We start from the raw sequence: 24502 nt of genomic DNA, 5'->3' as shown, positions 1-24502 counted from the left end.
GTATAAATTTGTTTTCCGGGTAGATTTTGGCCGATGTTTTGGCCGGTCCTGTGCAAGGCGGAAAACATGATGAGGTTCCCGGACTCGCTTTTCTCGAAAGCGGGTTTGCGGAGCAAAACTACGGCGCAATATCGTCCTTCGGGAATGTCACCACCTCGATGCGATTGCCATCGGCATCGGCGATGAAAGTTGCGTAGTAGCGCACGCGATCATGCGGCCGCAGCGAGGGCGCACTTTCCGAGACGCCGCCAGCGGCCATGGCTGCCGCATAAAACGCATCCACTTCATCCATCGTCCTCGCGCGCAGGCAAAGATGCACACCGCTATCAAGGGGCAGAAGCGCCATGCCTGCACGCAGATTGAGCCAGATTTCCGGATAGGTCTTGCCGAACCCGACCATTGCCGGACGTGTGACCAGTCGGGACATACCAAGCGGCGCGAAACTGCGCTCGTAGAATGGCACGGCACGTTCGAGATTGCTGACCGCGATGGAGATGTGATCGATCATCGGTCTTCCTCCCCCGCCGTCTCATTTGAGTTAGGACGCCCCAGTTTCGCCCAGCGTTTTCTGCATCGTGGTGTTGGCAAGCCACTCGTCATTCAGCGGCACGCTGTTGCGTTGTGTGGGGATATATCCGCGTTTCCTGAAGAACGGCTCGGCGGTGTCGCTGGCATCGACGGTCAGCAGCTTGGCGCCGCGTGCACCTGCCAGCCTCTCGATCGCATCGATCAGCAGCGATGCCACACCCTGCAGGGTGGCATTGGGATGCACGTAAAGCAAATCGATGTGGTTGGCGCCTTTCAGCGATGCAAAGCCGACCGGCACGCCGTCCAGTGTCGCGATCAGCGTGAGTTGCAACGCCAGCCGCTTGCCGAACGCCACTTCATCGTCGGCCGTGGCAGCCCAGGCTTCCTGCTGCGCTTCGCTGTAGTCGTCGCCCGTCAATTCCTCGATGCTGGCCACATAGATCGCCGCCGCAATCGCGGTGTCATCCGGCAGGAACGGCCGCAATGCCGGTTTTGCTTCACCCATGGCGCTCACCAGAAATCCACCAGCTTCAGTGCCAGCGCGATCGCGCCGACGATCAATGCCCACTTGAGGGCAATGTAATATTTCCAGTGTTTTGGAAACGGTGTGTCGGGTCGGCTCATCGCGCGATCTCCCAGGTGGTGCCTTCCTTCGAGTCCTTGATGACGACGCCCATGGCGGCAAGTTCGTCGCGGATACGATCGGACTCCTTGAAGTCCTTGCGGGCTCGCGCGGCCGTACGATCCGCAATCAAACCATCGACCTTTGCTGCGTCGATCCCGCTGGCCTGTTGTTTGCGTCCATTCCATGCAGCAGCCGTTTCCGACAGGAAACCGAGCGCACGCAACGACGCTGCAAATTGGCTGCGATCGCCGTCATGGCCTGCTGCCGCACTGTTGCGAAGACCGTGCAACGCCGCAACCGCCAGCGACGTGTTCAGATCGTCGAACAGCGGCTCCATCACCTTGTCGGAGACGTTGCCACCTGCTGCATCCGCCGCGACCCAATACCAGTCATCGAGCGTCTTGGCGCTTTCTTCCAGACCCTTCACGGTCCAGTCGATCGGCGAGCGATAGTGTGTCTTCAGCATGTTCAGGCGCAGCACTTCGCCCGGCCAGTCGTTCAGCAATTCCCGGATGGTAAAGAAGTTGCCGAGGCTCTTCGACATCTTCTCGCCTTCGACCTGCAGGAAGCCGTTATGCATCCAGTAATTCGCCATCGCATGCGTACCGTGCGCGCAGCGTGACTGGGCGATCTCGTTTTCATGATGCGGGAAGATCAGATCGAGGCCGCCGCCATGAATGTCGAAGATCGTGCCGAGATAGGCCTCCGCCATCGCCGAGCACTCGATGTGCCAGCCCGGACGGCCCCGGCCCCACGGGCTTTCCCAGCCGGGCTCTTCCGCGGATGACTGCTTCCACAACACGAAGTCGGTCGGATGCTTCTTGTGCGCATCGACGGCAACGCGCGCACCGGCCTGCTGATCTTCCAGCTTGCGGCCGGAGAGCGCGCCATAGTCGGCCATCGACTGGGTGTCGAACAGCACTTCGCCCGCAGCCTCATAGGCGTGGCCGCGCGCGATCAATTCCTTGATCAGCGTCACCATGTCGGTCTTGCCGTCGGACCGCGGAAGCACGAAGTCCGTCGCCCGCGGCTGATGGGTCGGCGGCAGGCAGCCCAGCGCATGAACGTCAGTCTCGAACTGATTGAACGTGGTCTCAGTGACGCGGCGAATGGCCTCGTTCAGCGGCAGGCCCGGAAAGTCGCGCAACGCGCGGTCGTTGATCTTGTCGTCGACGTCGGTGATGTTGCGGACATAGGTGACCTTGTCGGCGCCGTAGACGTGCCGCAGCAGCCGGAACAGCACGTCGAACACAATGACCGGACGCGCATTGCCGATATGGGCGAAGTCGTAGACCGTCGGCCCGCAGACATACATCCGGACGTTGTCGGCATCGATCGGCGTGAAGACGCGCTTTTCGCGGGTCAGAGTATCGTAAAGGCGCAGTTCCATGGATGTCCGTCCCTAGCGGCCGGGCGTCCGATTATCTCACGTGAGAAAAGACGGCCTCAGCCAGCGAATCGCTAGCTCTTAATCTCGCGGCAAATGCCACAAATGGCGAGAGAACCGTTCATCGGGGCACCATGGGGCACCCCCCGGTGGCCCGTCAAGGGCGCGGAACAATGCCGTAATGGGCTGATTTCGGCCTTAATCCACGGCTACGCCGCCCATGGTTAATGATTGTTAATCTTTGGGGCATATCGAATGAGGGCGAATTTCCTCATTCATTCGGTGAGTTATGAAATCCATTTCAGTCGTTCTGACGGCGGTCTTCGTTCTGGCTGCTTCCTCGGCGTTTGCCGATTCCCGCGTCTTCATCATCGCCAACCAGTCTGACGGTTACGGCATCGATCAGTGCCTCGCCCGTGGCGAGAAGTGCGGCGCGCATGCCGCAGCGTCTTATTGCAAATCGCGCGCCTTCGACCAGGCCGTCGCCTATCGCCGTGTCGATCCCGATGAAGTGACCGGCTCGGTCCCGACATCAGGCAGCGCCTGCCATCACGGCAAATGCGACGAATTCGTCGCGATTACCTGCCAGCGCTGACATGCCGCGGCTTGCGACCTTCTTGCATCGCGCCTGCGGCCACAGTGAGGCCCCGGAAACGACGTGACCCTGCCGCGAGAAGCGGCTATGGAAAGCCGCGTTCGCCGCCGCATTTTCATCGCGCGCGTCTGGCAACGTCGGCGAGAGGCTGGCCGCGGCATCGAAGCGCGCATCCACCTCGCTTGTTTCTGTCTCGCTCGCTTCTGACTCGCGCATTGGCCGGATATGTCTGACACTGTGACTGCTTCCCTCTCTCGCTGGGTTTTCGTTGGTGCCGCACTGATTGGTGCGCTGTCGCTGGGCACTCCTGCATCGGCACAGAATGGGCCCTCCAGCTATCCCGCGCAGCAGGTCTATCCGCCGGGTCAGGCGCAACAGCAGGGTTCTGCAAATCCGATGTGCGGGCGCCTCGAAGCGCAGCTTTCGACCATCGATCGCGGCAACGGCCTCGATCCCGCGCGCGCCGAACAGCTCCGCCGCTATGAGGACGCCGCGTCCAAGCAGCAAAGCGAGCTCGATCGCGTCTCGGCGCAGGCCAAGCGGATGGGCTGCGACAGTTCCGGCTTCTTCTCGCTGTTCAATGGGCAGTCGGCACAGTGCGGCCCGGTCAACACCCAGATCCAGCAGATGCGCGGCAATCTGGATCAGATCACCACGAGCCTCGAACGCCTGCGCGTCGGCACGCCCGGCAGTTCGGATCGCGATACCCAGCGCCGCTCAGTGCTGCTGGCCCTCGCCCAGAACAATTGCGGCCCGCAATACGCCGCTGCTGCGCAGCGCGCGGCGCCACAGAATTCCGGTCCCGGCGGTTTCCTGAGCAATCTGTTCGGCAATAACGAGCCGAGCCCCGGCGCGCCGCCGCTGGACGGAAATATGACGCCCGTGCCGTCGGGCACCTATCGTACCGTCTGCGTGCGCACCTGCGACGGCTTCTATTTCCCGATTTCGTTCGCGACGATCCCTGCGCGCTTCGGCGATGACGAGCGGACCTGCAAGAATCTCTGCCCGGCCTCCGACGCCAACCTGTTCACCTATCGCAATCCCGGCGAAGACATGAACTCTGCGGTGTCGATCTCGGGCCAGCCTTACTCGTCGTCACCGAATGCGTTCAAGTATCGCACCGAGTTCAACCCGTCGTGCTCCTGCAAGGCGCAGGGCCAGACCTGGTCGGACGCGTTGAAGAATGTCGACGACAAATCGGCCGCGGAGAATGGCGACATCGTCGTCACCGAGGAACGTGCCAAACGGATGTCGCAACCGCAGACCAAGGGCACCCCCGCCGCCTTGAAGAAGGGCGCGACGACCGATGCCCCTGCCGCAACAACAGCACCCGCGCAGCCTGCGACGCCGTCCACTCCTGGCCAGATCCGCACGGTCGGCCCGCAATTCCTGCCGAACAACGCGCCGCGCTAGGCGGCGCACGTCCTACCCGTCGAACGCTTCCGCGGAGCCCTTGCCGGCGCGCGTCACAAGATCTTCGTCCGGTTTCGGCAATGGATTGGCCAGGTCGCGAAACTTGTTGGTGATCGGATAGCGGCGATCCCGACCAAAATTCTTGCGCGTCACTTTCACGCCCGGCGCGGCCTGCCGACGCTTGTATTCGGCGATGTTGAGCAACCGATCGATCCGCGTCACGACGTCCTTCTCGTAGCCGGCCGCGACGATCTCCGACAGCGGCTCTTCGCGTTCGACGAGGCGTTCGAGAATACCATCGAGAATATCGTAGGGCGGCAGCGAGTCCTGGTCCGTCTGGTTTTCGCGCAGTTCGGCCGTGGGCGGACGGATAATGATGTTGTTGGGGATCACTTCGCCATCAGGACCGAGCGCGCCTTCGGGCTTCCATGAATTGCGCAAGGTCGAGATACGGAACACCTGGGTCTTGTAGAGATCCTTGATCGGATTGAAGCCGCCATTCATGTCGCCATAGAGCGTGGCATAGCCGACCGACATTTCCGACTTGTTGCCGGTGGTCACGACCATGGCGCCGGTCTTGTTGGATATCGCCATCAACAGCGTGCCGCGGGTGCGCGCCTGCAAATTCTCTTCGGCGATGTCGCGCTCGAGGCCCTTGAAGGTGTCAGCAAGGATTTTCTCGAAGCCGTTGACGGCGTCCGCAATGGGCAGGATCTCGTAGCGGAAGCCGAGCGCCTTCGCGAGCTTGTCAGCATCGTCGAGCGACACCTGCGCGGTGTAGCGGAACGGCAGCATCACGCCGCGCACGCGGTCGGCGCCGAGCGCGTCGACGGCGATAGCCGCGCACAGCGCCGAGTCGATGCCACCGGAGATGCCCATGAGCACACCGGGGAAACCGTTCTTGTTGACGTAGTCGCGCAGGCCGAGCACGCAGGCCGCGTAGTCACCCTCGTCGCCTTCCGGCACCGGCGCAATCGGTCCATTGCAGCGCCAGTGACCGTCGCTCTTTTCGAAGGTCAGCGTGGTGATGCTCTCGGCAAAGGCCGGCAATTGCGCGCCGAGCGAATGGTCGGCGTTGAGTACGAAGGACGAACCGTCGAACACGAGTTCGTCCTGACCGCCGACCTGATTGAGATAGACCAGCGGCAACCCGCTCTCGGTCACGCGTGCCACCTGCACCGACAAACGCAGGTCGTTCTTGTCGCGGGCGTAAGGCGAGCCGTTCGGCACGATCAGGATTTCGGCGCCGGTCTCCGCAAGACACTCGACCACGTTCTCGTAGTCGGCGGATTCCTCCATCCAGGTGTCTTCGCAGATCGGCACGCCGACGCGCAGACCGCGGATGGTGATCGGGCCCGACACCGGACCGCGCGCGAAGACGCGCTTCTCGTCGAACACGCCGTAATTCGGCAGGTTGACCTTGAAGCGGATGGCACTGATGCGGCCATCGTCGAGCAGCGCACAGGCATTGTAGAGCTTGTCGCCATCGACCCAGGGCGAACCGATCAACACAGCCGGACCGCCATCCGCGGTCTCGCGCGCAAGCTCTTCGATGGCCGCCCGGCAGGCCGCCTGGAAGGCCGGCTTCAGCACCAGATCTTCCGGCGGATAACCGGCGATGAACAATTCAGGAAACACGATCAGCGTCGCGCCGTCGGCTTTGGCCTGTGCCCTTGCGGCACGCGCCTTTGCGGCATTGCCGGCGATGTCGCCGACGATGGGATTGAGCTGAGCGAGCGTGATGGTGAAGCGGGCAGATTCTGTCATGGAAACATCCAAGCCTACCGGCCCACCCTTCGCAACTGCGTGTTTAAAGGAGCCCTATGCGCTCACCGAGCGCGAACAGCCAGGTCATGCCAGCGATCACCAGTGCGACGCCGACGGCCGCCGAGCCCATGTCCTTCACACGCCCGATCTGCGGATCGTGGTCGGTGGTGAGCCGGTCGGCAAGCTTCTCGATCGCGGTGTTGAGGAGTTCGACGGTGAGCAACAGCAAAACCACCGCCACCAGCTCGAGCCGGCGCGCGGCAGTGGTGCCGATGAGGAATGACAGCGGCACCGCGAGGAGCAGTGCAAACAGCTCCTCGCGAATGGCCTGCTCCGATCGCGTCGCGAAGGTCAGGCCATTCCAGGTGTTGATGCAGGCCCGCCAGAGGCGCGACAAGCCTAGAGACCCGATGCCACCGGCAGCGGCTCCGCCCTGTCGACGCGTGACGTCTTCAGCAGTTCGGCGATCAGGAACGCCATGTCGATGGACTGCTCGGCATTCAGGCGGGGATCACAGACCGTGTGGTAACGGTCATTGAGGTCCTCGTCCGAAATGGCGCGCGCGCCACCGGTACATTCCGTCACGTTCTGGCCGGTCATCTCCAGATGCACGCCACCGGCATGAGTGCCTTCGGCGGCATGAACCTGGAAGAACGACTTGACCTCGGACAGGATGCGGTCGAACGGACGGGTCTTGTAGCCCGAGTTCGACGTGATGGTATTGCCGTGCATGGGATCGCACGACCACACGACCGAGCGCCCTTCCTTCTTCACCGCGCGGATCAGCGCCGGCAGATGATCCCCGACCTTGTCGGCGCCGAAGCGGTTGATCAGCGTCAGCCGGCCGGGCTCGTTGTCGGGATTGAGCACGTCGATCAGCTTGATCAGTTCGTCCGGCTTCAGCGACGGGCCGCACTTCAGGCCGATCGGATTCTTGATGCCGCGGAAGTATTCCACATGGGCGTGATCGAGCTGCCGCGTGCGGTCGCCGATCCAGATCATGTGGCCTGAGGTCGCGTACCAGTCGCCGGTCGTGGAATCGACGCGCGTGAAGGCCTGCTCGTAGCCGAGCAACAGCGCCTCATGGCTGGTGTAGAAATCCGTCGAGCGCAGTTCCGGGTGGCTTTCCAGATTGAGGCCGCAGGCGCGCATGAAGTTCAGCGCGTCCGAGATACGATCTGCCAGTTCCTTGTAACGGCGCGACTGCTGCGAATCCTTCAGGAAGCCGAGCATCCACTGATGCACGCTGCCGAGATTGGCGAAGCCGCCGGTCGCGAAAGCGCGCAGCAGGTTCAGCGTCGCCGCCGACTGGCGATAGGCCATCAGCTGGCGCTGCGGATCAGGCACGCGCGATTCCGCCGTGAAGGCGATGTCATTGATGATATCGCCGCGATAGCTCGGCAGTTCGACGCCGTTGAGCTTCTCCATCGGCGAGGAACGCGGCTTGGCGAACTGACCGGCGATACGGCCGATCTTCACCACGGGCAGCGCGCCGGCATAGGTCAGCACCACCGACATCTGCAGGAAGGCGCGGAAGAAATCGCGAATATTGTTGGCGCCGTGCTCGGCAAAGCTCTCGGCGCAATCGCCGCCCTGCAACAGGAAGGCTTCGCCAGCGGCCACGCGGGCGAGCTGCTTCTTCAGATTGCGGGCTTCACCTGCAAAAACCAGCGGCGGAAACGTAGCAAGCTGCGCCTCGACATCGCCAAGGGCCTTCTGATCCGGGTATTCCGGCATTTGCAGCACGGGCTTGCCGCGCCAGCTATCGGGCGTCCACCGCTCGGACATGAAAATCACTCCTGAAAACCGCGCTTTATGGCTGCGGAGGCCGCGTTATACACAGCACAGATGGGGATCGCCAGTTCGAAATCCACATTGCGCCCCAAGCCCTTGCAGCCAAAGCCGAATTCGCATTTGCTAGGCTCGGGTAAGGAACATATGGGACACCATGGGAGAAACTGCGGTGCCGGAGGCTGCACTGGACGACGCATTTGCCGATGACATCACGTTCCAGGCGACCGACGGCTATTCGCTGGGCGCAACGCTATACCTGCCCCGTGGCGCCCGCACCCACGCCGTTCTGATCAATTCCGCCACTGCCGTCCCACGGAAAATCTACCGAGGCTTTGCCAGCTATCTCGCCAGCCGCGGCTGCACGGTGCTGACCTACGACTATCGCGGCACCGGAGATTCGCGGCCCAAGGTCGGTCCCCTGTCCGGCCGGTCGAACGCGCTGGTCGGCTTCAAGGCATCCATGACCGACTGGGCCGCGCGCGACGTCACCGCCGCGGTGAACTGGATGCGCGAACGCTACAAGGCGATGCGGCTCGCCTTTGTCGGTCATTCTTTCGGCGGTCAGGCGCTCGGCCTGATCCCGAACAATTCGGAAGTCTCGCGCGCCCTGCTCATCGCCGCGCAGGCAGGCACCTGGCGGCTGATGACGCCGCCCGAGGGCTATCGCATATATGCGCTGATGAGATTCGTCGGCGCGCCTCTAGCGCGCTTCATCGGCTATGCGCCCGGCAGGATAGGCCTCGGCTACGATCTGCCGAAAGACGTATTTCTGGAATGGGCGGGCTGGGTGACCAGCGATCACTACTTCTTTGACGACCGCAAGCTCAGGGCACTGGTGAATTTTCCGCGTTACCGCGGCGAGATGCGGGCATTGAGCTTCTCGGACGATCCATGGGCAACACGCGCCGCCGTGGAAATGCTCTGTGCCGGCTTCACCTCGATCAAGCCCGAGATCGACAGTATCCGCCCCATCGAGGCCGGCTCGAAGAAGATTGGGCATTTCGGATTCTTCCGGCCGGAACACCGCGACACATTGTGGCGCGGCGCTGCCGAATGGATTCAGATGGAGAAATAACGCAGATCGTGGGATTTGTAGAGCGCAGCGAAACCCATCAATCTCTTCGGTCAAAGCGATGGGTTTCGCGAAGACGCTCTACCCATCCCACGATCGCAACGACGACGCCTGGTCAAACTATTCCGCGGCTTCGCGCACGTAGCGCGCGGTCGGCGTGCGCATCGTCACGAGTTCCTCGGCCGCACTCGGATGCACCGCCACCGTGGCGTCGAAATCGGCCTTGGTGGCCTTCAGCTTCACGCAGATGCCTAGCACCTGGATGAGTTCGGCCGCTTCCGGTCCGACGATATGGCAGCCGACGACAATATCCGTCGCCCCGTCGATCACCAGCTTCATCAGCACGCGGCTTTCGCTGCCCGAGATCGTCGATTTGATCGACCTGAAATTGGTCTTGTAGATATCGACATGGCTGAAGGTAGCGCGCGCCTCTTGTTCGCTCATGCCGACAGTGCCGACTTCCGGCTGGGTGAACACGGCGGTCGGGATATTGCTGTGATCGACCTTCACGGTCTTCTTGCCGAACACCGTATCGGCAAAGGCATGGCCTTCGCGGATCGCCACCGGCGTCAGGTTGATCCGGTTGGTGACGTCACCGACCGCGTAGATATGCGACACATTGGTCTGCGAAAACTCGTTGACGATGATGCCGCCATGGGCTGGCTTGAGCGCAACGCCAGCCTTCTCCAGGCCGAGATTGGCGGTGTTCGGATTTCGCCCAATCGCGAACAATACCTGATCGGACGCGATGCTTGCGCCGCTGGACAGATGCGTCGTGAATTCGTGCCGGTGCTTCTCGACCCTGGTCACCGTGCAGCCGGTCAGAATGGTGATGCCATCCTTCTCCATCTCGCTGCGGACATGGGCGCGCACGTCTTCGTCGAAACCGCGCAGGACGTTGTCGCCCCGATAGATCACCGTCACGTCGGAACCCAATCCTGCAAAGATGCAGGCAAATTCCAGCGCAATATAGCCGCCGCCCTGGATCACGATGCGCTTCGGCAGTTCGGGCAGATGAAACACCTCGTTGGACGAGATCACATGCTCGATGCCGGGAATGACCGGCCCATGATTGGGTGCACCGCCGGTGGCGATCAGGATATGCCTGGCATTGACCGTCTCGCCGGTGCCGAGGCGCAGCGTGTGCGGATCCTCGAACACCGCGCGGGTCTTGACGGTCGTCGCGCCGGACTTCTCGACATTGGACGTGTAGATGCCCTCGAGCCGGGCGATCTCCTTGTCCTTGTTGGCGATGAAGGTCGACCAGTCAAATGTTGCCGTCGGAATGGTCCAGCCGAATCCGGCCGCATCGTCGATCTCGCGCTGAACGTGCGAGGCATAGACCATCAGCTTCTTCGGCACGCAGCCGCGGATCACGCAAGTACCACCGAAGCGGTATTCCTCGGCAACCATGACCTTCGCGCCATAGCCGGCGGCAATGCGGGCGGCGCGTACGCCCCCTGACCCACCACCGATGACAAACAGATCAACGTCGACGTCAGCCATGATCGCTCCGAACTGGGCGCTGAGACCCGGGATGACGGGTCTCAGCTTGCGCCCTTAGATTTCCTTGCCGCGCTTGCGCATTTCAGCGCGGAACATGCCGTTGACCTGCTCCGAAAACTGCTGCGCCCACTGCTGCATATAGGTCATGCTGGCAGAAATCGACTGGGGCTCCTGCACCAGAAGTTTCTGACCGAGCGGCGACTTGTAGAAGGTTGCAAGGTCCTTCAACTCCGCCTCGGTGAAGTCGCTGGCATAGATCTTCGCCATCTGCTCGGTGATCTCCTTGTCGCGGCCAGCCATCGCCTGCGCGATGGTGATCGCGACCTCGTTGAGATCCTTCTGATAGTTCAGATTGCTCTGCAGCAGCGAATCCTTGACGCGCTGAACCATGTTCGGCACGGCATTGGCATACATCGCGCTGGCGTTCTTCATCGCCAGAATTTCCTTGGCGTAACCGATGGCAGCTGGCGACGCCGGCTTGATCGGCCGGGCCTGTCCTTCCGGAGACGCCTGCTGCGCGGAGACCGGCAGCGCGATCACTGCAACGCTGAGCGCAAGACCAGCGGACAGCAGCATGTGCGAAAGCTTCTTCATTCCAATTCTCCCTGATTGCGCCGTTACGGACGCTCGAAAACGCGAATTCCCTGCGATCCGGCCAGCATCGCGGTGCTTGCCAGACCGATAAACAAACCGTGCTCGACCACGCCCGGAATGGCGCCGAGCAGCCCGGCCAGGCGAGGCGCATCGGTGATGGTCCCGAGCCGCGCGTCGATGATCCAGTGGCCGCCATCGGTGACGAAAGCATGACCGTCCTTGCCGCTGCGAATGGTCATTTCGCCAGACAGGCCGCATTTGGCGAACACGTCGGCAATCGCGCGGCGCGTGGCCGACAGACCGAACGGGATCACTTCCACGGGTAGCGGGAAGCGACCGAGGGTCGGCACCCATTTGGAATCGTCGGCGATGACAATCATGCGATCGGACGCCGCCGCCACGATCTTCTCGCGCAGCAAGGCGCCGCCGCCGCCCTTGATGAGATTGAGCGCCGGATCGACTTCGTCCGCACCGTCGACCGTGAGATCGAGTCGATCGATCTCGTCGAGCGTGGTCAGCGGCACGCCGCAGCGTTCGGCGTCGGCACGCGTGGCCTCAGACGTCGGAACGCCGATGACCTTGAGACCGCCCGCCACGCGCTCACCGAGCAGTTCGACGAAATGTTTCGCTGTCGACCCCGTGCCGAGCCCGAGCTTCATACCGTCGCGCACGTGTTCGAGCGCCTTGGCGGCAGCCTGTCGTTTCAGCTCGTCCATATTCATCGGCGCAGCAGTCCTTGCGGTTCAAAACGGTCCCGCGGACGGGATGCGCCGCATATCTAGCGACGTTTGGGGACAAGGAACAGGGCGAAGGACGTGCATCCCACTGGAATGCAGGCCTGCATTCCAAGGGGATGCCGGACCGCGTCCGGGACCCCTTGCGGGATCGGTCGATGACCGGTAGCGATCCCCGCATGACAGATGCTTCCCCTGCCCCCCTCGTTGTTTTCGACCTCGACGGCACCCTCGTCGATACCGCCCCCGATCTTATCAGCGCGCTGAATCACGTGCTCCACCGGGAGGGGCTGGCCCCCGTTCCGCTGGAATCCGCGCGGAAAATGATCGGCCAGGGCGCCCGGCGCCTGATCGAACGCGGGCTCGAGCTGGAAGGGCGCGAAATGACCCCGGACGAGGTCACCCGCCTGACCAAGGACTTCATCGACTATTACGCCACACACATCGCCGACGAGTCCCGCCCCTTCGAGGGCCTGATCGCGGCGCTCGACGAGATGGCAGGGCGTGGCTACCGCTTCGCGGTCTGCACCAACAAGCTGGAATGGCTGTCGAAGCTGCTGCTCGAAAAGCTGGAGCTGACCAACCGATTCGCGGCCGTCTGCGGCGCTGACACGTTCGGCGTCTCGAAGCCCGATCCGGTCATCCTGCAGCAGACGGTCGCGCGCGCCGGCGGCGTGATGTCTTCGGTGGTGATGGTCGGTGATGCCGGCCCGGATGTCGGCGTGGCGCGGCGCGCCAATGTGCCGGTAATCGGCGTCACATTCGGCTATACGGACGTCCCGATTGCCGAACTCAAGCCCGACATCGTGATCGACCATTTCCGCGATCTGCCGGCGACCATTGAGCGTCTGATGCCCATATGTGCCGCCTAGCCTGTTCATTTAATTGAGCTTCTCAGGTTTTTCGGCGACGCCATTAACCATCAATTAACTATAGGTGTCCTGCGTGTTGCGTCATATGTGCGACGCTCTTATGGTTGCGTGGGGATGGCGGCTAGCCGCAAAAGTGACGGATGATACCATGCGTAGAGTAATAGTTTTGGCAGCAGCAGGCCTGAGCCTGGCCGGTTGCGCTTCGTTCTCCATGGACTCGTTCAAGTCGGCACCGGAGCCGGTTACCGTCCAGTTTGACTCCGTGCCGCCCGGCGCAGAGGTGGTGACCTCGATTGGCCCGAGCTGCAAGACGCCCTGCTCGCTGCCTCTGGCGACGGAAACCGGGTTCAGCGCGACCTTTACCCTCGCAAAATACCAGCCGATGACGATTCCTGTGACAATCACCCGCGTGCCCGGCGATTTCACCTCGCCCGCACGGACCACGGTTGATCCGAGCCCGGTCGTCGCCGAACTGCAGCCTGCGACGCCGCCACGCCGCGCCCGCAAGACCGCCAAGCGCGCAGCGGCGCCTGCCGCTGCTCCGGCCGTCGCGGCCGCACCTGCGGCAGGTTCGCCGTTCCCGACGCCTCGCTGATCCACCAAACATATACGTTGGCGTGATTGTGCCAGCTGCGACACGTGACTAGATTGATCGTGCGGCGTTTTACGCCGCGCGACAAACACGTCATTTGCGGCAAGGCGTTTGAATGACCGTATCCGAGTTGAACCCTGCTCTGGCCTCCTCTGCCATGACCGATCCGTTCGGCCGGCGGATCAGCTATCTGCGCGTCTCGGTGACGGATCGTTGCGATCTGCGCTGCTTCTACTGCATGTCGGAAGACATGACCTTCCTGCCCAAGGCTGACCTGCTGACGCTGGAAGAACTCGACCGGCTCTGTTCCGCATTCATCGCCAAGGGCGTCACCAAGCTGCGGCTGACCGGCGGCGAGCCGCTGGTCCGACGTAATGTGATGGGCCTCGTGCGTTCGCTGTCGCGCCACCTCAAGACCGGCGCGCTGAAAGAACTGACGCTGACCACCAACGGCTCGCTGCTCGCCAAATATGCCGCTGAACTGGCGGATTGCGGCGTGAAGCGTATCAACGTCTCGATGGACACGCTCGACCCCGCGAAGTTTCGCACCATCACCCGCTGGGGCGACCTGAATAAGGTGCTGGCCGGCATCGATGCGGCGCAGGCTGCGGGGCTTGCCGTGAAGATCAATACCGTCGCGTTGAAGAACATGAATGAGGACGAGATCCCCTCATTGGTCGAATGGGCACACGGCCGCGATATGGCGCTGACGCTGATCGAGGTGATGCCCATGGGCGATATCGGCGAGGGCCGCATCGACCAGTATGTGCCGCTGTCGCTGCTACGCGCGCGCCTCGCCACTCAGTTCACGATGACCGATTTGCCGGACGATACCGGCGGTCCCGCCCGCTATGTCCGCGTTGCCGAAACGGGCGGCAAGATCGGCTTCATCACGCCGATGACCCACAACTTCTGCGAATCCTGCAACCGCGTCCGCATCACCTGCACCGGCACGATCCATACCTGTCTGGGGCACGAAGACGCCTCAGACCTGCGCAAGCCTCTACGTGCCTCCGAGAGCAATGAACTGCTCAACGCCACCATCGACCGCGCCATCGGCCTGAAGCCGAAGGGTCACGACTTCATCATCGATCGGCGCCACAACCGGCCAAGCGTCAGCCGGCATATGAGCGTGACCGGCGGATAGCCGATAACGCTGCGCTGCGAGATCGTCTGAAGCCTCGCCTGATCCAGCGCAAGGCAGGATTCTCCTGCCCCGCCCACGTTTTGGCCCGTGCGTCAATTTGTCGATTTTCCGATTGACGATTGCATGACGCGCTGAAATGGTGCCGCCGCGTTACTTCGCCCAGCGGAAAAAGCTGCGCTTTCTCAGTGGGAAAGCCAAGACGAGCACGCGCTGGAGCGACGACGGGGGAAACCGGTGGACCTACTTAAAATCACACGTGTGATCGACGGCCTGAGCGATGTCTTTGGCTTCATCGCCAAGTGGCTCGTGCTGCTCGCCTGCCTCGTCAGCGCCGGCAATGCCACGATCCGTTATCTCTTCAACTACTCGTCGAACGGCTGGCTCGAAATCCAGTGGTATATGTTCGCGGGCATCGTGTTCTTCGGCGCATCGCAGACACTGCGCCTCAATGAGCACGTGCGTGTCGATCTGCTCTATTCGGCGGTCTCCGATCGGGCGCGGCTGTGGATCGACATCATCGGTCTCTGCATCTTCCTGCTGCCGGCGATGACCTACCTCACTTACATGACGTTCCCGTTTTTCCTGAATTCGTGGAATTCGCAGGAGGTCTCCAGCAATGCGGGCGGCCTGATCCTCTGGCCTGTGAAGCTGGTGCTGCCGCTCGGCTTCGGGCTGCTGCTGCTGCAGGGCCTGGCCGAACTCGCCAAGCGCATCGCCGCGCTCGCCGGCGTCGTCAAGATCGACACCCATTACGAAGCGCCGCTGCAATAGCGGCGTTTGTTTTTTTAGCCTCTCGCGTTTCGCGGCCATCCGTTCGACAAGAACCAGTTCGATAGTCAGGACCACCGATGTTTTCCTACGGCGTGTTCCCCCCGCTGATGTTCGGCACCATGATCATCTTCATGGTGTTCGGCTTCCCGGTCGCATTTTCGTTGGCTGCGGTCGGCCTGTTCTTCGGTGTTCTCGGCATCTTCACCGGTCACTTCGATCCGTCCTTCCTTCAGGCGCTGCCGTTCCGCTTCTACGGCACCATCTCGAACGACCTGCTGCTGTCGATTCCGTTCTTCACCTTCATGGGCGCGATCCTCGAACGCTGCGGGCTTGCAGAAGACCTGCTCGAAGGCACCGGACAGCTGTTCGGTAAGGTCCCGGGCGGCCTCGCTTATGCTGTGATCATCGTCGGCGCGATCCTTGGCGCCATTACCGGCACGGTCGCCGCATCAGTGATCGCGATGGGCGTGATCTCGCTGCCGATCATGATGCGCTACGGCTACGACATGAAGCTCGCCACCGGCGTCATTGCCGCATCCGGCACCATCACGCAGCTCATCCCCCCGTCGCTGGTGCTGATCGTACTCGCCGACCAGCTCGGCCGTTCGGTCGGTGACATGTATCTTGGCGCCATCGGCCCCTCGATCATCCAGGTCGTGATCTTCATTCTCTACATCGTGGTGCTGTCGATCCTGAAGCCGAATGCGATGCCGCCGATTCCGGAACATGCGCGCGAGCCGATGAACTGGAAGCTCATCAGCCGCGTGCTATGGGGCATGATCCCCTCGATCGTGCTGATCTTCCTGGTGCTCGGCACCATCGGCCTCGGCCTCGCGACGCCGACCGAAGCCGGCGCCATGGGCGCGGTCGGCGCGATGGTTCTCGCCGCACTGCATCGCCGCCTCACCTGGCCGCTGGTCGAACAGGCCATGACCTCGACCATGCGCCTGACTTCGATGGTGGTGTTCATCCTGATCGGTTCGACCTGCTTCAGCCTCGTCTTCCAGGGTATGGATGGCGCGCGCTGGATCGAACATCTGCTGACGGGCTTGCCCGGCGGCGTGGTCGGCTTCCTCGTCTTCGTGAATATCTTCGTATTCTTTCTGGCGTTCTTCCTCGATTTCTTCGAGATCGCCTTCATCATCATCCCGCTGCTGGCGCCCGTTGCAGCCAAGCTCGGCATCGACCTCGTCTGGTTCGGCGTACTGCTCTGCGTGAACATGCAGACATCGTTCATGCACCCGCCATTCGGCTTCGCGCTGTTCTATCTGCGCGGCATCGCGCCGCCGGAAGTGAAGAGCCGCGATATCTACCTCGGCGCCATGCCGTGGGTCGCCATGCAGGTCATTCTGGTGATCATCGTGATCTACTGGCCCGGCCTCGTGACCTACTGGATCGACAACACGGCGATCGACACGTCGAACGTGAAGATCGAGATCCCGCAGATCGAGATGCCGGCGATGCCGGACTTTGGGCCGCCGAAGTAACGGGAAAGCCGGGCCTAGCCGTCGAACACCACTTCGGCTTCGCCCAGCCCCTCGAACCGAACGGTGCAACGATCGCCCGGTTTGAAGAACGGCAGCCCGGTCCAGCTGCCTGTGGTCACGATCTGACCTGCCTTCACGCCAGCGCGCATCATGTTCGCCAACGCGACAGCGCCCGCGATAGGATCATCGGTGGGGTGGCCACCTGTACGCTCAATCAGGGTCTCGCCGTTCACGGTGAAGGTCATCTGCAGGTTCGGCAGATCGAGATGCGACCAGTCGGCGAGCTCGGGGCCGGTGACCAGCCCGCCATTGATGCCGCAATCGGCAAGCTGCTCAAGCTTGGGCCGGCTCAGCGGCTCGCGAAAACGACTGGAGACCACTTCGATCACCGGAAGCACCGCGACGGCCTTCGCGACCTCTTCGCGCGTATAGGGCGTGGCACGTGCCGGCAGGTTGCGGGTGAAGCGGAAAGCGATTTCGCCCTCGACGCCGAGATGCGGGACTTCAGCCACCGACATATGAGCCGGGCTCGAACGGACCATCCGAGCTTCGATCAGGCCGCGCGTCGGTTCGCCCTCGGGCGGCGCGCCGGCTTTGAAGGCGCCGATCGGCTCTCCCACCAAAGCAGCAACGCTATCCTGAATCTCATGCGCCTGCGCCACTGAAGACGGCGTGACGGGCAAACCGTTGATCTGCGTCTCGCTCTGGCGCGCCTGAGCGAGGATCTCAGCTGCTGCGGCAATTTCTTGTTCGGTCATCGCAGTACCTTGTGACGTATCAAGCAACTAGCTTCGTGGAATCTGATCGATTCCATAACCTTTTTGACGGATTTCAACATACGATACCAGCACAGTCGGCAATGAAAGCCCAATGTCTCCATTAGATTAAAACTTGGCAACGTCGCCACCATAATCCCTCCAGCCTAGCAAATGTCACGGATCGGCCGCATGTGCCGAACAGTCTGGCCAGAGAATTGTTATCGCCGATCGCATGCATTCAGCCTCTCAGACGCATTGAACCGCGCCAGACGTCATCGAAAGGTCATACGCGATGGAATCCGACGGCACGTCTAACAAGGTCCCCGCGATCACCTTCGGTTTCTGGATCATCAAGATCCTTGCCACCACGTTCGGCGAGACCGCCGGCGATACGCTGTCGATGACCTTAAATCTCGGCTATCTAGTCAGCACATTGGCGTTCATAGCGGCGCTTGCGATACTGGTAATCGTTCAAACGCGGGCGAAAACATTTCATCCCCTGCTGTACTGGGCGACCATCATCGCATCGACCACGGCGGGAACGACCCTCGCGGATTTCGCCGATCGTTCGCTCGGAATCGGTTATCCCGGTGGAACGTTCATCCTTATGGCCTGCGTCTTGATTTCGCTTGCAACGTGGTACTGGTCAGAAGGAACTGTATCGACGCAGTCCATCAAGAGCCCGCGCATCGAGCTGTTCTATTGGGCTACAATTACATTCTCGCAGACGCTGGGTACCGCACTTGGCGATTGGGTCGCCGATTCCGGACTAGGCTATGACGGCGGAGCACTTATCTTCGGCGCATTGCTGGCAATCGTTGCCGCACTGTACTTCTGGTCCGCGTTGTCGCATGTGGCATTGTTCTGGGCTGCTTTCATCCTGACCCGTCCGCTCGGCGCCACCATCGGCGACTACTTCGACAAACCGATTGCGAACGGTGGGTTAAATATCAGCAGGCCGCTGGCTTCGACCGTTCTGGCTGCAATTATCCTGATTTGCATCTTTGTTCTTCCGCAGCGCGCAGGCCGACATCCCCAATCGGCATAGAAACCGGGCGCGTCGCGGAATCACAGAGCTTCGATCCAACAAAAAAGCCCGACCTTCTCGCGAAGGCCGGGCTTCTTTGAAAAATCGCAAGCAGAGGATCAGCCGCGGGTGCGCGAGCGGATCATGAAGCTGTCGAAGGTGTATTCGGCGACCTGCCACCACAGATACTCGTCCGAACGATAGGCCTGCATCGCGTCGATCGACTTCTTGAAGTCGGCATTCTTCGACGAAATGTCGGCCCAGAGTTCGTTGGTCGCCTTGAGGCAGGCGTCCAGAACTTCGTTGGTGAACGGACGCAGCTGCGTGCCGCCGGCAACGAGCTGCTTCAACGCAGCGGGGTTCTGCATGTCGTAACGTGCAGCCATCCAGGTGTTGGCATTGGCGCAGGCATTGGCGAGGATCGCCTGATAGCTCTTCGGCAACGCGTTGAACTTCTCGAGGTTGGTGAAGGCGTGAACCGTCGGGCCACCTTCCCAGAAACCTGGATAGTAGTAGTATTTCGCGACCTTCTGGAAGCCGAGCTTCTGGTCGTCATAGGGGCCGACCCACTCGGCAGCGTCGATGGTGCCTTTTTCGAGCGACGGATAGATGTCGCCGCCAGCAAGCTGCTGCGGCACGACGCCGACCTTCTGCAGCACCTGACCGGCAATGCCGCCGATCCGCATCTTGAGACCGGAGAGATCGGCAACGGTCTTGATCTCCTTGCGGAACCAGCCGCCCATCTGCGTACCCGTATTGCCGCAAGGGTGACCGATGACGCCAAATTTCTTGAAGAACTCGTTACCGAGCTGCTCGCCGCCGCCCTGGTACCACCAGGAATTCTGCTGGCGTGCGTTCAGACCGAACGGCACCGACGCGTAGATCGCGAAGGTCGGATCCTTGCCGACATAGTAATACGACACAGTGTGGCACATTTCGACGGTGCCGTTGGAGGTCGCATCGAGCGCCTGCAGACCGGGGACCAGTTCGCCGGCCGCGAAGACCTGGATCTGGAATTTGTTGTCGGTCATTTCGGCGACCTGCTTCGCCATCATCTCGGCGCCGCCATAGATGGTGTCGAGCGACTTCGGGAAGCTGGATGCGAGGCGCCATTTGATCTCGGGCGCGGACTGCGCGATCGCCGGCGAGGCAACGGCGGCCACTGCGGCGCCTGCCGTCGAAACCTTCAAAAACTCACGACGCTTCATTCAAGCTCTCCTTTTTGCGGGCGTTTTCCCTAGAATTCCTTTGAGCATGTTCGACGGCAAATCGTTGCGCGATTCAACCGAAGACGCTCTGGTACAGAGGCTGTCTAACACGGTTATTCAGCCGCGGAAAACACGACGAAGGTCGTTGCCAGCCCAATTGAACGAAAGTTCTATGCGACATCTCGGCCTTGATCTCGGCCCGGCCACCGGCCCGCTTACGCAGCTGCAATAACGCCCTGCAACCGGTCGCGGATCTGCGTGCCGATGGCCCGATAGATCGCCGCGTGCGGGCCGTTGGGCTCGCTCACCACCACGGGCGTGCCGGCATCCGACATCGCGCGGATGGACATATGCAACGGCACTTCACCTAGGAACGGCACCTTGAGCCGCTCAGCCTCGTGACGGGCGCCACCATGGCCGAAGATGTCGGAGCGTGTGCCGCATTCCGGGCACTGGAAATAGCTCATATTCTCGATGATGCCGAGCACGGGCACATTGACCTTGGTAAACATCGCAAGGCCGCGCCTCGCATCGATCAGCGCCAGATCCTGCGGCGTCGAGACGATGACCGCCCCCTTCAGGGGCACGTTCTGCGCCAGCGTGAGTTGTGCATCGCCGGTGCCCGGCGGCATGTCTACAATGAGGACATCGAGCGTGCCCCAGGCGACATCGCGCAGCATCTGGGTGATCGCCGACATCACCATCGGTCCGCGCCAGATCATTGCGGTTTCCTCCTCGACCAGGAAGCCGATCGACATGATCGACAGGCCGAAACGCGCGATCGGGATCATTTTCCTGTTGTCGTCGAGAACAGGCTTTTCGTGGATACCGGTCAGCCGCGGTACCGACGGACCATAGATATCGGCGTCCAGCAGACCGACCTTCAGGCCGAGATCGCGCAGGCCCAGCGCCAGATTGAGCGCCGTCGTGGACTTGCCGACACCACCCTTCCCCGAGGCCACTGCGATGATCGCGGCAACGCCAGGAATCTCAGCCTGTTTTGACATTGGCGAGTTGGCCGGGTTGGCGTGCGGGCGATGCGCCGAGACCGGCTGTACGCCGCCGGACTGCGGACCGCGCGAATGCGCACCGGGACCATGGCTGTGCGCGGGTGTAGCGGCCGGCGCGCTGCCGGGCTTGCGCTCCGCCGTCAGCGCAACCATCGCGCCCGTGACACCCGGGAGCGCGCGCACCGCGGCTTCCGCCTGCGCGCGCACGCTTTCCCAGGCCCGCGCTTCGGCGGCGTCCACATTGATCGAAAACAGCACCTTGCCGTCGGTCACCACGATCTCGGACAAGACATCGGCATGGATCAGCGGCACACCGCGCGGCGATGTCACCTTGGCCAGACCATCCAGAATTTGCTGCTTCGAAACGCTCAATGCGTGTCTCCCGATCGACGGACAATTCAAACCGCACAGATAGAGAACTTCCGCCCTAAGTCCATGGCGTTTCGAGGCGATGTTGAGAGTTCCGAGACTGCTCTGGCACAAGACCCGCACCGGATTCTATTTTGCAACGCACCATAAGCAGCTGCCGCCCCGGGTGGTAACGGGGGCTTTGCCGCGTCCTGTGCAACGACTATGCTGACGCTCCTCATCACCAGCGATCTCGCCGCCACGAATCAGGGCGGCGCCCTCACTTTCCAACAGTCGACGTTCGGCAGCAAAGCCGACAGCATCCAAAGGGTACGGACATGGCCAAAGTTGCATTCATCGGTCTCGGCGTCATGGGTTTCCCCATGGCCGGTCACCTTGCCACCAAGGGCGGCCACGAGGTCACCGTCTACAACCGCAACGCATCCAAGGCCAAAGCATGGGTCGAGAAGTTCGGCGGCAAGTCCGCGCCGACTCCGAAAGCGGCTGCCGAAGGCCAGGATTTCGTGATGGCCTGCGTCGGCAATGATGAGGACCTGCGGTCGGTCACCATCGGCCCCGACGGCGCTTTCGCCGGCATGGTCAAGGGCGCGATCTTCGTCGACCACACCACTGCCTCAGCCGAAGTGGCCCGTGAGCTCGACGCCGCCGCCACCAAGGCCGGTTTCCACTTCATCGACGCGCCAGTCTCGGGCGGCCAGGCCGGCGCCGAAAACGGCGCCCTGACCGTGATGTGCGGCGGCGACGCGAAGGTCTATGCCAAGGTCGAGCCGATCATCACGTCCTACGCCAAGATGCAGAAACTGCTCGGCCCCGCGGGCTCCGGCCAGCTCACCAAGATGGTCAACCAGATCTGCATCGCCGGCCTCGTCGAGGCGCTGTCCGAAGGCATCCACTTTGCCAAGAAGGCCGGTCTTGACGTCAATGCGGTGGTCGAGGTGATCTCCAAGGGCGCGGCGCAATCGTGGCAGATGGAGAACCGCCACAAGACCATGAATGACGGAAAATTCGATTTCGGCTTCGCTGTCGAATGGATGCGCAAGGACCTCTCGATCTGTCTCGCCGAGGCCCGCCGCAACGGTGCCAGCCTGCCGGTCACGGCTGTGGTCGATAACTTCTATTCAGAAGTGGAAACCATGGGCGGCAAGCGCTGGGATACTTCCAGTCTTTTGGCAAGATTGCAGCGCTAAGCATCTAATTCCGCAATATAAAAGGCGGCGGAGCGATGCTGGCCGGGCATTCTCCGCCGCCTCTGTTTTTATCAAATATTAACCGGATTACCTCGTTCTCTAAGGCACCTCTTAATGATTGTGCGGCACAGATAGGATCTGTGAAAAACCGCCCGCGTTTGCGTGCAGGATTTGTGTACGAGTGATGAGTGAGCCCGCCGCCAGGCCCGAGGTCGTCCAGCTTCCGGCTGAAACGCCCGTCGCTGTTCCGCCGCGCAATCGCCGGGCGGCACAACAGCGGGTGCGCGAGGCACGCGACCGGCTGACCTCGACCTCGGGAACACGCCCCGCTTTCGATCGCGAACTGCTCCGCCAATACGCTCAGACCCGCCTCTCCGCCTCGCTCGTCATCATGCTGCTGGTGGTCGGCACCGGCATCCTGTTCGGGTTCTGGATGCAGCCGCTGCCGGCCGCCGCATGGTCTTGCGGAATGCTGTGCATTCACGCGGTGATCCTGCGCGCCTGCAATCGCTATCTGACGGAAACACCGACACCCAACAGCACGCATAAATGGCGGCTGCGCTTTATCTTTTTGGACCTGCTTTACGGCCTGTCGTGGACGGTCATCCTCGTGCATCCGACCGGTGTCGACGTCGTCTCCAATTCACTGATGATGTTCCTGATGCTGCTGGTGGTCGCGGTCTCCAGCATGCTCGCCGCTAGCCTGCCCATAGCAGCCTTTGCCGCCACCGCGCCGGTGACGCTGGGCGTGGCGCTGAGCTTCATCCTGCGCGGCAACTTCGACAACTACGTGCTGGCCGTTCTGGCTGTCGCAGCCGAAGGTTATTTTGCGCTGCTGGCGCAACGTCTGCATTCGACCACGCTCGCAACACTGGAAGCCCGCGCTGAGAAAGATGCACTGATCGGCGAACTCGAACAGGCAAAGGCAATCTCCGACGAAGCGCGCCACCGCGCCGAAGCCGCCAATGTCGCGAAGTCGCGCTTCCTCGCGCAGATGAGCCATGAGTTGCGCACGCCGCTGAACGCCATTCTCGGCTTCTCCGAAGTGATGAAGAGCGAAATCTTCGGTGGTCATGCCGTGCCGGTCTACAAGGACTACTCGGCTGACATCCATAACTCCGGCGTGCATCTTCTGAATCTCATCAACGAGATCCTCGATCTGTCACGGATCGAAGCCGGCCGCTACGAATTGAACGAAGAAGCCGTCTCGCTGGTGCATGTGGTGGCCGACTGCCATCACCTGTTGAAGCTGCGCGCATCGAGCCGCGGCATCACCATCCATGAAGTCTTCGAACACGGCATGCCGCGGGTCTGGGGCGACGAGCGCGCCTGCCGGCAGATCGTGCTGAACCTGCTGTCCAATTCGATCAAGTTCACACCGCAGGGCGGCGAGATCTGGCTCAAGGTCGGCTGGACCGCCTCTGGCGGCCAGTATCTGAGCTGCAAGGACACCGGTTCTGGCATCGCCGAAGACGAGATTCCGATCGTGCTGGCGTCATTTGGCCAGGGATCGAACTCGATCAAATCGGCCGAACAGGGGGCCGGTCTCGGTCTGCCGATCGCCAAGAGCCTGATCGACATGCATGGCGGCACATTCACGCTGAAATCCAAACTGCGGATCGGCACCGAGGTGATCGTCACCTTCCCGCCGGAGCGTGTGATGTCCGCGCTTGCTCCGATGGCGCCCGATGCGCCGCCGTTGCAGCCCGATTACGAGATGAACGTCGCCGATGAGAAACGCCGGGCCCGCAACAAGCCCATCATGAATGCAGGAACCGGGCTGTGATTTCGACGCTTGCGCAAGCAAGCCTATCCGCTTCAATATTACAGGATGAGCAAAGAAACACCGTGTATCGCAGTCTGCTTCATCGACCCCAAGACCAAGCTCTGCCTCGGCTGCGGACGCACGCTGCCGGAGATCGCGCGCTGGGGAAAAATGGACAGCGCGGAGCGCCTGGATACGATGGCACTGCTGCCGGCCCGCATGGCCGACGCCGGGCTGGAGCCTTCGTCGACATACGCCGCAAAGAAGACAGCAGCGACGACCTGAGAGGCTCGC

At 61.8% G+C, this 24502-nt stretch carries 24 protein-coding genes; 12 read left to right on the top strand and 12 right to left on the bottom strand.

Features of this window, described 5'->3' with window-relative positions:
- Positions 1–118: 118 nt before the first annotated feature.
- The 3 genes from AC1RLZ_RS20220 to cysS all read right to left on the bottom strand — a co-directional run bounded on the left by AC1RLZ_RS20220 (position 119) and on the right by cysS (position 2543).
- The gene (locus AC1RLZ_RS20220) at positions 119–508 is read right to left on the bottom strand and encodes a VOC family protein (RefSeq protein ID WP_493190088.1); all 390 of its coding nucleotides are present in this window, start codon (positions 506–508) and stop codon (positions 119–121) included.
- 30 nt (positions 509–538) lie between these two features.
- Entirely contained in the window at positions 539–1033 is a 495-nt protein-coding gene (locus AC1RLZ_RS20215; protein ID WP_493190087.1) for a GNAT family N-acetyltransferase, read from the bottom strand.
- Positions 1034–1148: 115 nt separating this feature from the next.
- The gene (cysS, locus tag AC1RLZ_RS20210; protein ID WP_493190086.1) at positions 1149–2543 is read right to left on the bottom strand and encodes a cysteine--tRNA ligase; all 1395 of its coding nucleotides are present in this window, start codon (positions 2541–2543) and stop codon (positions 1149–1151) included.
- A 286-nt stretch (positions 2544–2829) separates the two neighbouring features.
- Here cysS and AC1RLZ_RS20205 point away from each other — a divergent pair, with 286 nt between their 5' ends.
- Complete coding sequence (locus AC1RLZ_RS20205) at positions 2830–3135, top strand: hypothetical protein (protein ID WP_371425427.1); 306 nt, start codon at positions 2830–2832, stop codon at positions 3133–3135.
- 225 nt (positions 3136–3360) lie between these two features.
- Complete coding sequence (locus AC1RLZ_RS20200; RefSeq protein WP_493190085.1) at positions 3361–4548, top strand: DUF2865 domain-containing protein; 1188 nt, start codon at positions 3361–3363, stop codon at positions 4546–4548.
- A 12-nt stretch (positions 4549–4560) separates the two neighbouring features.
- Here AC1RLZ_RS20200 and AC1RLZ_RS20195 read toward each other — a convergent pair whose 3' ends face one another.
- From AC1RLZ_RS20195 to AC1RLZ_RS20185, 3 genes are read right to left on the bottom strand one after another with little or no spacing between them, the layout of a single operon-like run.
- On the bottom strand, positions 4561–6315 hold the full coding sequence (locus tag AC1RLZ_RS20195) for an NAD+ synthase (RefSeq protein ID WP_493190084.1): 1755 nt from the start codon (positions 6313–6315) through the stop codon (positions 4561–4563).
- Positions 6316–6358: 43 nt separating this feature from the next.
- Positions 6359–6712: a diacylglycerol kinase gene (locus AC1RLZ_RS20190; protein WP_493190083.1), complete on the bottom strand. Its 354-nt coding sequence runs from the start codon at positions 6710–6712 to the stop codon at positions 6359–6361.
- Between the two features lie 2 nt (positions 6713–6714).
- Positions 6715–8103, bottom strand: coding sequence for a class II 3-deoxy-7-phosphoheptulonate synthase (locus AC1RLZ_RS20185; RefSeq protein ID WP_371425435.1), 1389 nt, complete (start codon positions 8101–8103; stop codon positions 6715–6717).
- A 160-nt stretch (positions 8104–8263) separates the two neighbouring features.
- Here AC1RLZ_RS20185 and AC1RLZ_RS20180 point away from each other — a divergent pair, with 160 nt between their 5' ends.
- Positions 8264–9184, top strand: a complete 921-nt coding sequence (locus AC1RLZ_RS20180; RefSeq protein WP_493190082.1) for an alpha/beta hydrolase family protein — start codon at positions 8264–8266, stop codon at positions 9182–9184.
- A 117-nt stretch (positions 9185–9301) separates the two neighbouring features.
- Here the strand turns inward: AC1RLZ_RS20180 and gor are convergent, their stop codons facing one another.
- The 3 genes from gor to rpiA are packed head-to-tail and all read right to left on the bottom strand — an operon-like array spanning position 9302 to position 12003.
- On the bottom strand, positions 9302–10687 hold the full coding sequence (gor, locus tag AC1RLZ_RS20175; protein WP_493190081.1) for a glutathione-disulfide reductase: 1386 nt from the start codon (positions 10685–10687) through the stop codon (positions 9302–9304).
- 54 nt (positions 10688–10741) lie between these two features.
- Positions 10742–11281: a DUF2059 domain-containing protein gene (locus AC1RLZ_RS20170; RefSeq protein ID WP_371425442.1), complete on the bottom strand. Its 540-nt coding sequence runs from the start codon at positions 11279–11281 to the stop codon at positions 10742–10744.
- 23 nt (positions 11282–11304) lie between these two features.
- Positions 11305–12003 carry a ribose-5-phosphate isomerase RpiA gene (rpiA, locus tag AC1RLZ_RS20165; RefSeq protein ID WP_493190080.1) on the bottom strand — a complete coding sequence of 233 codons (699 nt, stop codon included), beginning with the start codon at positions 12001–12003 and terminating at the stop codon, positions 11305–11307.
- 170 nt (positions 12004–12173) lie between these two features.
- On the opposite strand from rpiA, the gene AC1RLZ_RS20160 reads away from it, so the two are divergent.
- The 5 genes from AC1RLZ_RS20160 to AC1RLZ_RS20140 all read left to right on the top strand — a co-directional run bounded on the left by AC1RLZ_RS20160 (position 12174) and on the right by AC1RLZ_RS20140 (position 16884).
- On the top strand, positions 12174–12887 hold the full coding sequence (locus tag AC1RLZ_RS20160; RefSeq protein ID WP_493190079.1) for an HAD-IA family hydrolase: 714 nt from the start codon (positions 12174–12176) through the stop codon (positions 12885–12887).
- 148 nt (positions 12888–13035) lie between these two features.
- Positions 13036–13482 (top strand): hypothetical protein, encoded by a 447-nt coding sequence (locus AC1RLZ_RS20155; RefSeq protein ID WP_493190078.1) that lies wholly within the window; start codon positions 13036–13038, stop codon positions 13480–13482.
- A gap of 112 nt (positions 13483–13594) precedes the next feature.
- Complete coding sequence (gene moaA / locus AC1RLZ_RS20150; protein ID WP_493190077.1) at positions 13595–14626, top strand: GTP 3',8-cyclase MoaA; 1032 nt, start codon at positions 13595–13597, stop codon at positions 14624–14626.
- Between the two features lie 234 nt (positions 14627–14860).
- Positions 14861–15397 carry a TRAP transporter small permease subunit gene (locus AC1RLZ_RS20145; protein WP_493190076.1) on the top strand — a complete coding sequence of 179 codons (537 nt, stop codon included), beginning with the start codon at positions 14861–14863 and terminating at the stop codon, positions 15395–15397.
- Positions 15398–15474: 77 nt separating this feature from the next.
- Positions 15475–16884 carry a TRAP transporter large permease gene (locus AC1RLZ_RS20140; RefSeq protein WP_493190075.1) on the top strand — a complete coding sequence of 470 codons (1410 nt, stop codon included), beginning with the start codon at positions 15475–15477 and terminating at the stop codon, positions 16882–16884.
- A gap of 14 nt (positions 16885–16898) precedes the next feature.
- Here AC1RLZ_RS20140 and AC1RLZ_RS20135 read toward each other — a convergent pair whose 3' ends face one another.
- Complete coding sequence (locus tag AC1RLZ_RS20135) at positions 16899–17642, bottom strand: 2-keto-4-pentenoate hydratase (RefSeq protein ID WP_493190074.1); 744 nt, start codon at positions 17640–17642, stop codon at positions 16899–16901.
- Positions 17643–17934: 292 nt separating this feature from the next.
- Between AC1RLZ_RS20135 and AC1RLZ_RS20130 the strand changes: the two genes are divergently transcribed.
- Complete coding sequence (locus AC1RLZ_RS20130) at positions 17935–18690, top strand: COG4705 family protein (protein WP_493190073.1); 756 nt, start codon at positions 17935–17937, stop codon at positions 18688–18690.
- A 98-nt stretch (positions 18691–18788) separates the two neighbouring features.
- Here the strand turns inward: AC1RLZ_RS20130 and AC1RLZ_RS20125 are convergent, their stop codons facing one another.
- Positions 18789–19877, bottom strand: a complete 1089-nt coding sequence (locus AC1RLZ_RS20125; protein WP_371425460.1) for a TRAP transporter substrate-binding protein — start codon at positions 19875–19877, stop codon at positions 18789–18791.
- A 215-nt stretch (positions 19878–20092) separates the two neighbouring features.
- Positions 20093–21259 (bottom strand): Mrp/NBP35 family ATP-binding protein, encoded by a 1167-nt coding sequence (locus AC1RLZ_RS20120; RefSeq protein ID WP_493190072.1) that lies wholly within the window; start codon positions 21257–21259, stop codon positions 20093–20095.
- Between the two features lie 314 nt (positions 21260–21573).
- Between AC1RLZ_RS20120 and AC1RLZ_RS20115 the strand changes: the two genes are divergently transcribed.
- The 3 genes from AC1RLZ_RS20115 to AC1RLZ_RS20105 all read left to right on the top strand — a co-directional run bounded on the left by AC1RLZ_RS20115 (position 21574) and on the right by AC1RLZ_RS20105 (position 24493).
- Positions 21574–22443 (top strand): NAD(P)-dependent oxidoreductase, encoded by an 870-nt coding sequence (locus AC1RLZ_RS20115; protein ID WP_493190071.1) that lies wholly within the window; start codon positions 21574–21576, stop codon positions 22441–22443.
- 184 nt (positions 22444–22627) lie between these two features.
- The gene (locus AC1RLZ_RS20110) at positions 22628–24229 is read left to right on the top strand and encodes a sensor histidine kinase (protein WP_493190070.1); all 1602 of its coding nucleotides are present in this window, start codon (positions 22628–22630) and stop codon (positions 24227–24229) included.
- 45 nt (positions 24230–24274) lie between these two features.
- Complete coding sequence (locus AC1RLZ_RS20105; RefSeq protein WP_493190119.1) at positions 24275–24493, top strand: DUF1289 domain-containing protein; 219 nt, start codon at positions 24275–24277, stop codon at positions 24491–24493.
- Positions 24494–24502 lie beyond the last annotated feature (9 nt).

The organism is Tardiphaga sp. GW822-FHT04G09 (assembly GCF_058800725.1).
Note: the sequence above shows the minus strand (reverse complement) of the source record. Positions and strands in the feature narration are given on the sequence as shown.

What these genes read in the sequence shown, in the direction of transcription:
- AC1RLZ_RS20160 (WP_493190079.1), top strand. Translation starts at nt 12,174, where the DNA reads ATGACCGGTAGCGATCCCCGCATGACAGATGCTTCCCCTGCCCCCCTC.
- rpiA (WP_493190080.1), bottom strand. Translation starts at nt 12,003, where the DNA reads ATGAATATGGACGAGCTGAAACGACAGGCTGCCGCCAAGGCGCTCGAA.
- AC1RLZ_RS20200 (WP_493190085.1), top strand. Translation starts at nt 3,361, where the DNA reads ATGTCTGACACTGTGACTGCTTCCCTCTCTCGCTGGGTTTTCGTTGGT.
- AC1RLZ_RS20215 (WP_493190087.1), bottom strand. Translation starts at nt 1,033, where the DNA reads ATGGGTGAAGCAAAACCGGCATTGCGGCCGTTCCTGCCGGATGACACC.
- cysS (WP_493190086.1), bottom strand. Translation starts at nt 2,543, where the DNA reads ATGGAACTGCGCCTTTACGATACTCTGACCCGCGAAAAGCGCGTCTTC.
- AC1RLZ_RS20115 (WP_493190071.1), top strand. Translation starts at nt 21,574, where the DNA reads ATGGCCAAAGTTGCATTCATCGGTCTCGGCGTCATGGGTTTCCCCATG.
- AC1RLZ_RS20220 (WP_493190088.1), bottom strand. Translation starts at nt 508, where the DNA reads ATGATCGATCACATCTCCATCGCGGTCAGCAATCTCGAACGTGCCGTG.
- AC1RLZ_RS20180 (WP_493190082.1), top strand. Translation starts at nt 8,264, where the DNA reads ATGGGAGAAACTGCGGTGCCGGAGGCTGCACTGGACGACGCATTTGCC.
- moaA (WP_493190077.1), top strand. Translation starts at nt 13,595, where the DNA reads ATGACCGTATCCGAGTTGAACCCTGCTCTGGCCTCCTCTGCCATGACC.
- AC1RLZ_RS20140 (WP_493190075.1), top strand. Translation starts at nt 15,475, where the DNA reads ATGTTTTCCTACGGCGTGTTCCCCCCGCTGATGTTCGGCACCATGATC.
- AC1RLZ_RS20195 (WP_493190084.1), bottom strand. Translation starts at nt 6,315, where the DNA reads ATGACAGAATCTGCCCGCTTCACCATCACGCTCGCTCAGCTCAATCCC.
- AC1RLZ_RS20105 (WP_493190119.1), top strand. Translation starts at nt 24,275, where the DNA reads ATGAGCAAAGAAACACCGTGTATCGCAGTCTGCTTCATCGACCCCAAG.
- AC1RLZ_RS20110 (WP_493190070.1), top strand. Translation starts at nt 22,628, where the DNA reads ATGAGTGAGCCCGCCGCCAGGCCCGAGGTCGTCCAGCTTCCGGCTGAA.
- gor (WP_493190081.1), bottom strand. Translation starts at nt 10,687, where the DNA reads ATGGCTGACGTCGACGTTGATCTGTTTGTCATCGGTGGTGGGTCAGGG.
- AC1RLZ_RS20205 (WP_371425427.1), top strand. Translation starts at nt 2,830, where the DNA reads ATGAAATCCATTTCAGTCGTTCTGACGGCGGTCTTCGTTCTGGCTGCT.
- AC1RLZ_RS20135 (WP_493190074.1), bottom strand. Translation starts at nt 17,642, where the DNA reads ATGACCGAACAAGAAATTGCCGCAGCAGCTGAGATCCTCGCTCAGGCG.
- AC1RLZ_RS20125 (WP_371425460.1), bottom strand. Translation starts at nt 19,877, where the DNA reads ATGAAGCGTCGTGAGTTTTTGAAGGTTTCGACGGCAGGCGCCGCAGTG.
- AC1RLZ_RS20130 (WP_493190073.1), top strand. Translation starts at nt 17,935, where the DNA reads ATGGAATCCGACGGCACGTCTAACAAGGTCCCCGCGATCACCTTCGGT.
- AC1RLZ_RS20185 (WP_371425435.1), bottom strand. Translation starts at nt 8,103, where the DNA reads ATGTCCGAGCGGTGGACGCCCGATAGCTGGCGCGGCAAGCCCGTGCTG.
- AC1RLZ_RS20155 (WP_493190078.1), top strand. Translation starts at nt 13,036, where the DNA reads ATGCGTAGAGTAATAGTTTTGGCAGCAGCAGGCCTGAGCCTGGCCGGT.
- AC1RLZ_RS20170 (WP_371425442.1), bottom strand. Translation starts at nt 11,281, where the DNA reads ATGAAGAAGCTTTCGCACATGCTGCTGTCCGCTGGTCTTGCGCTCAGC.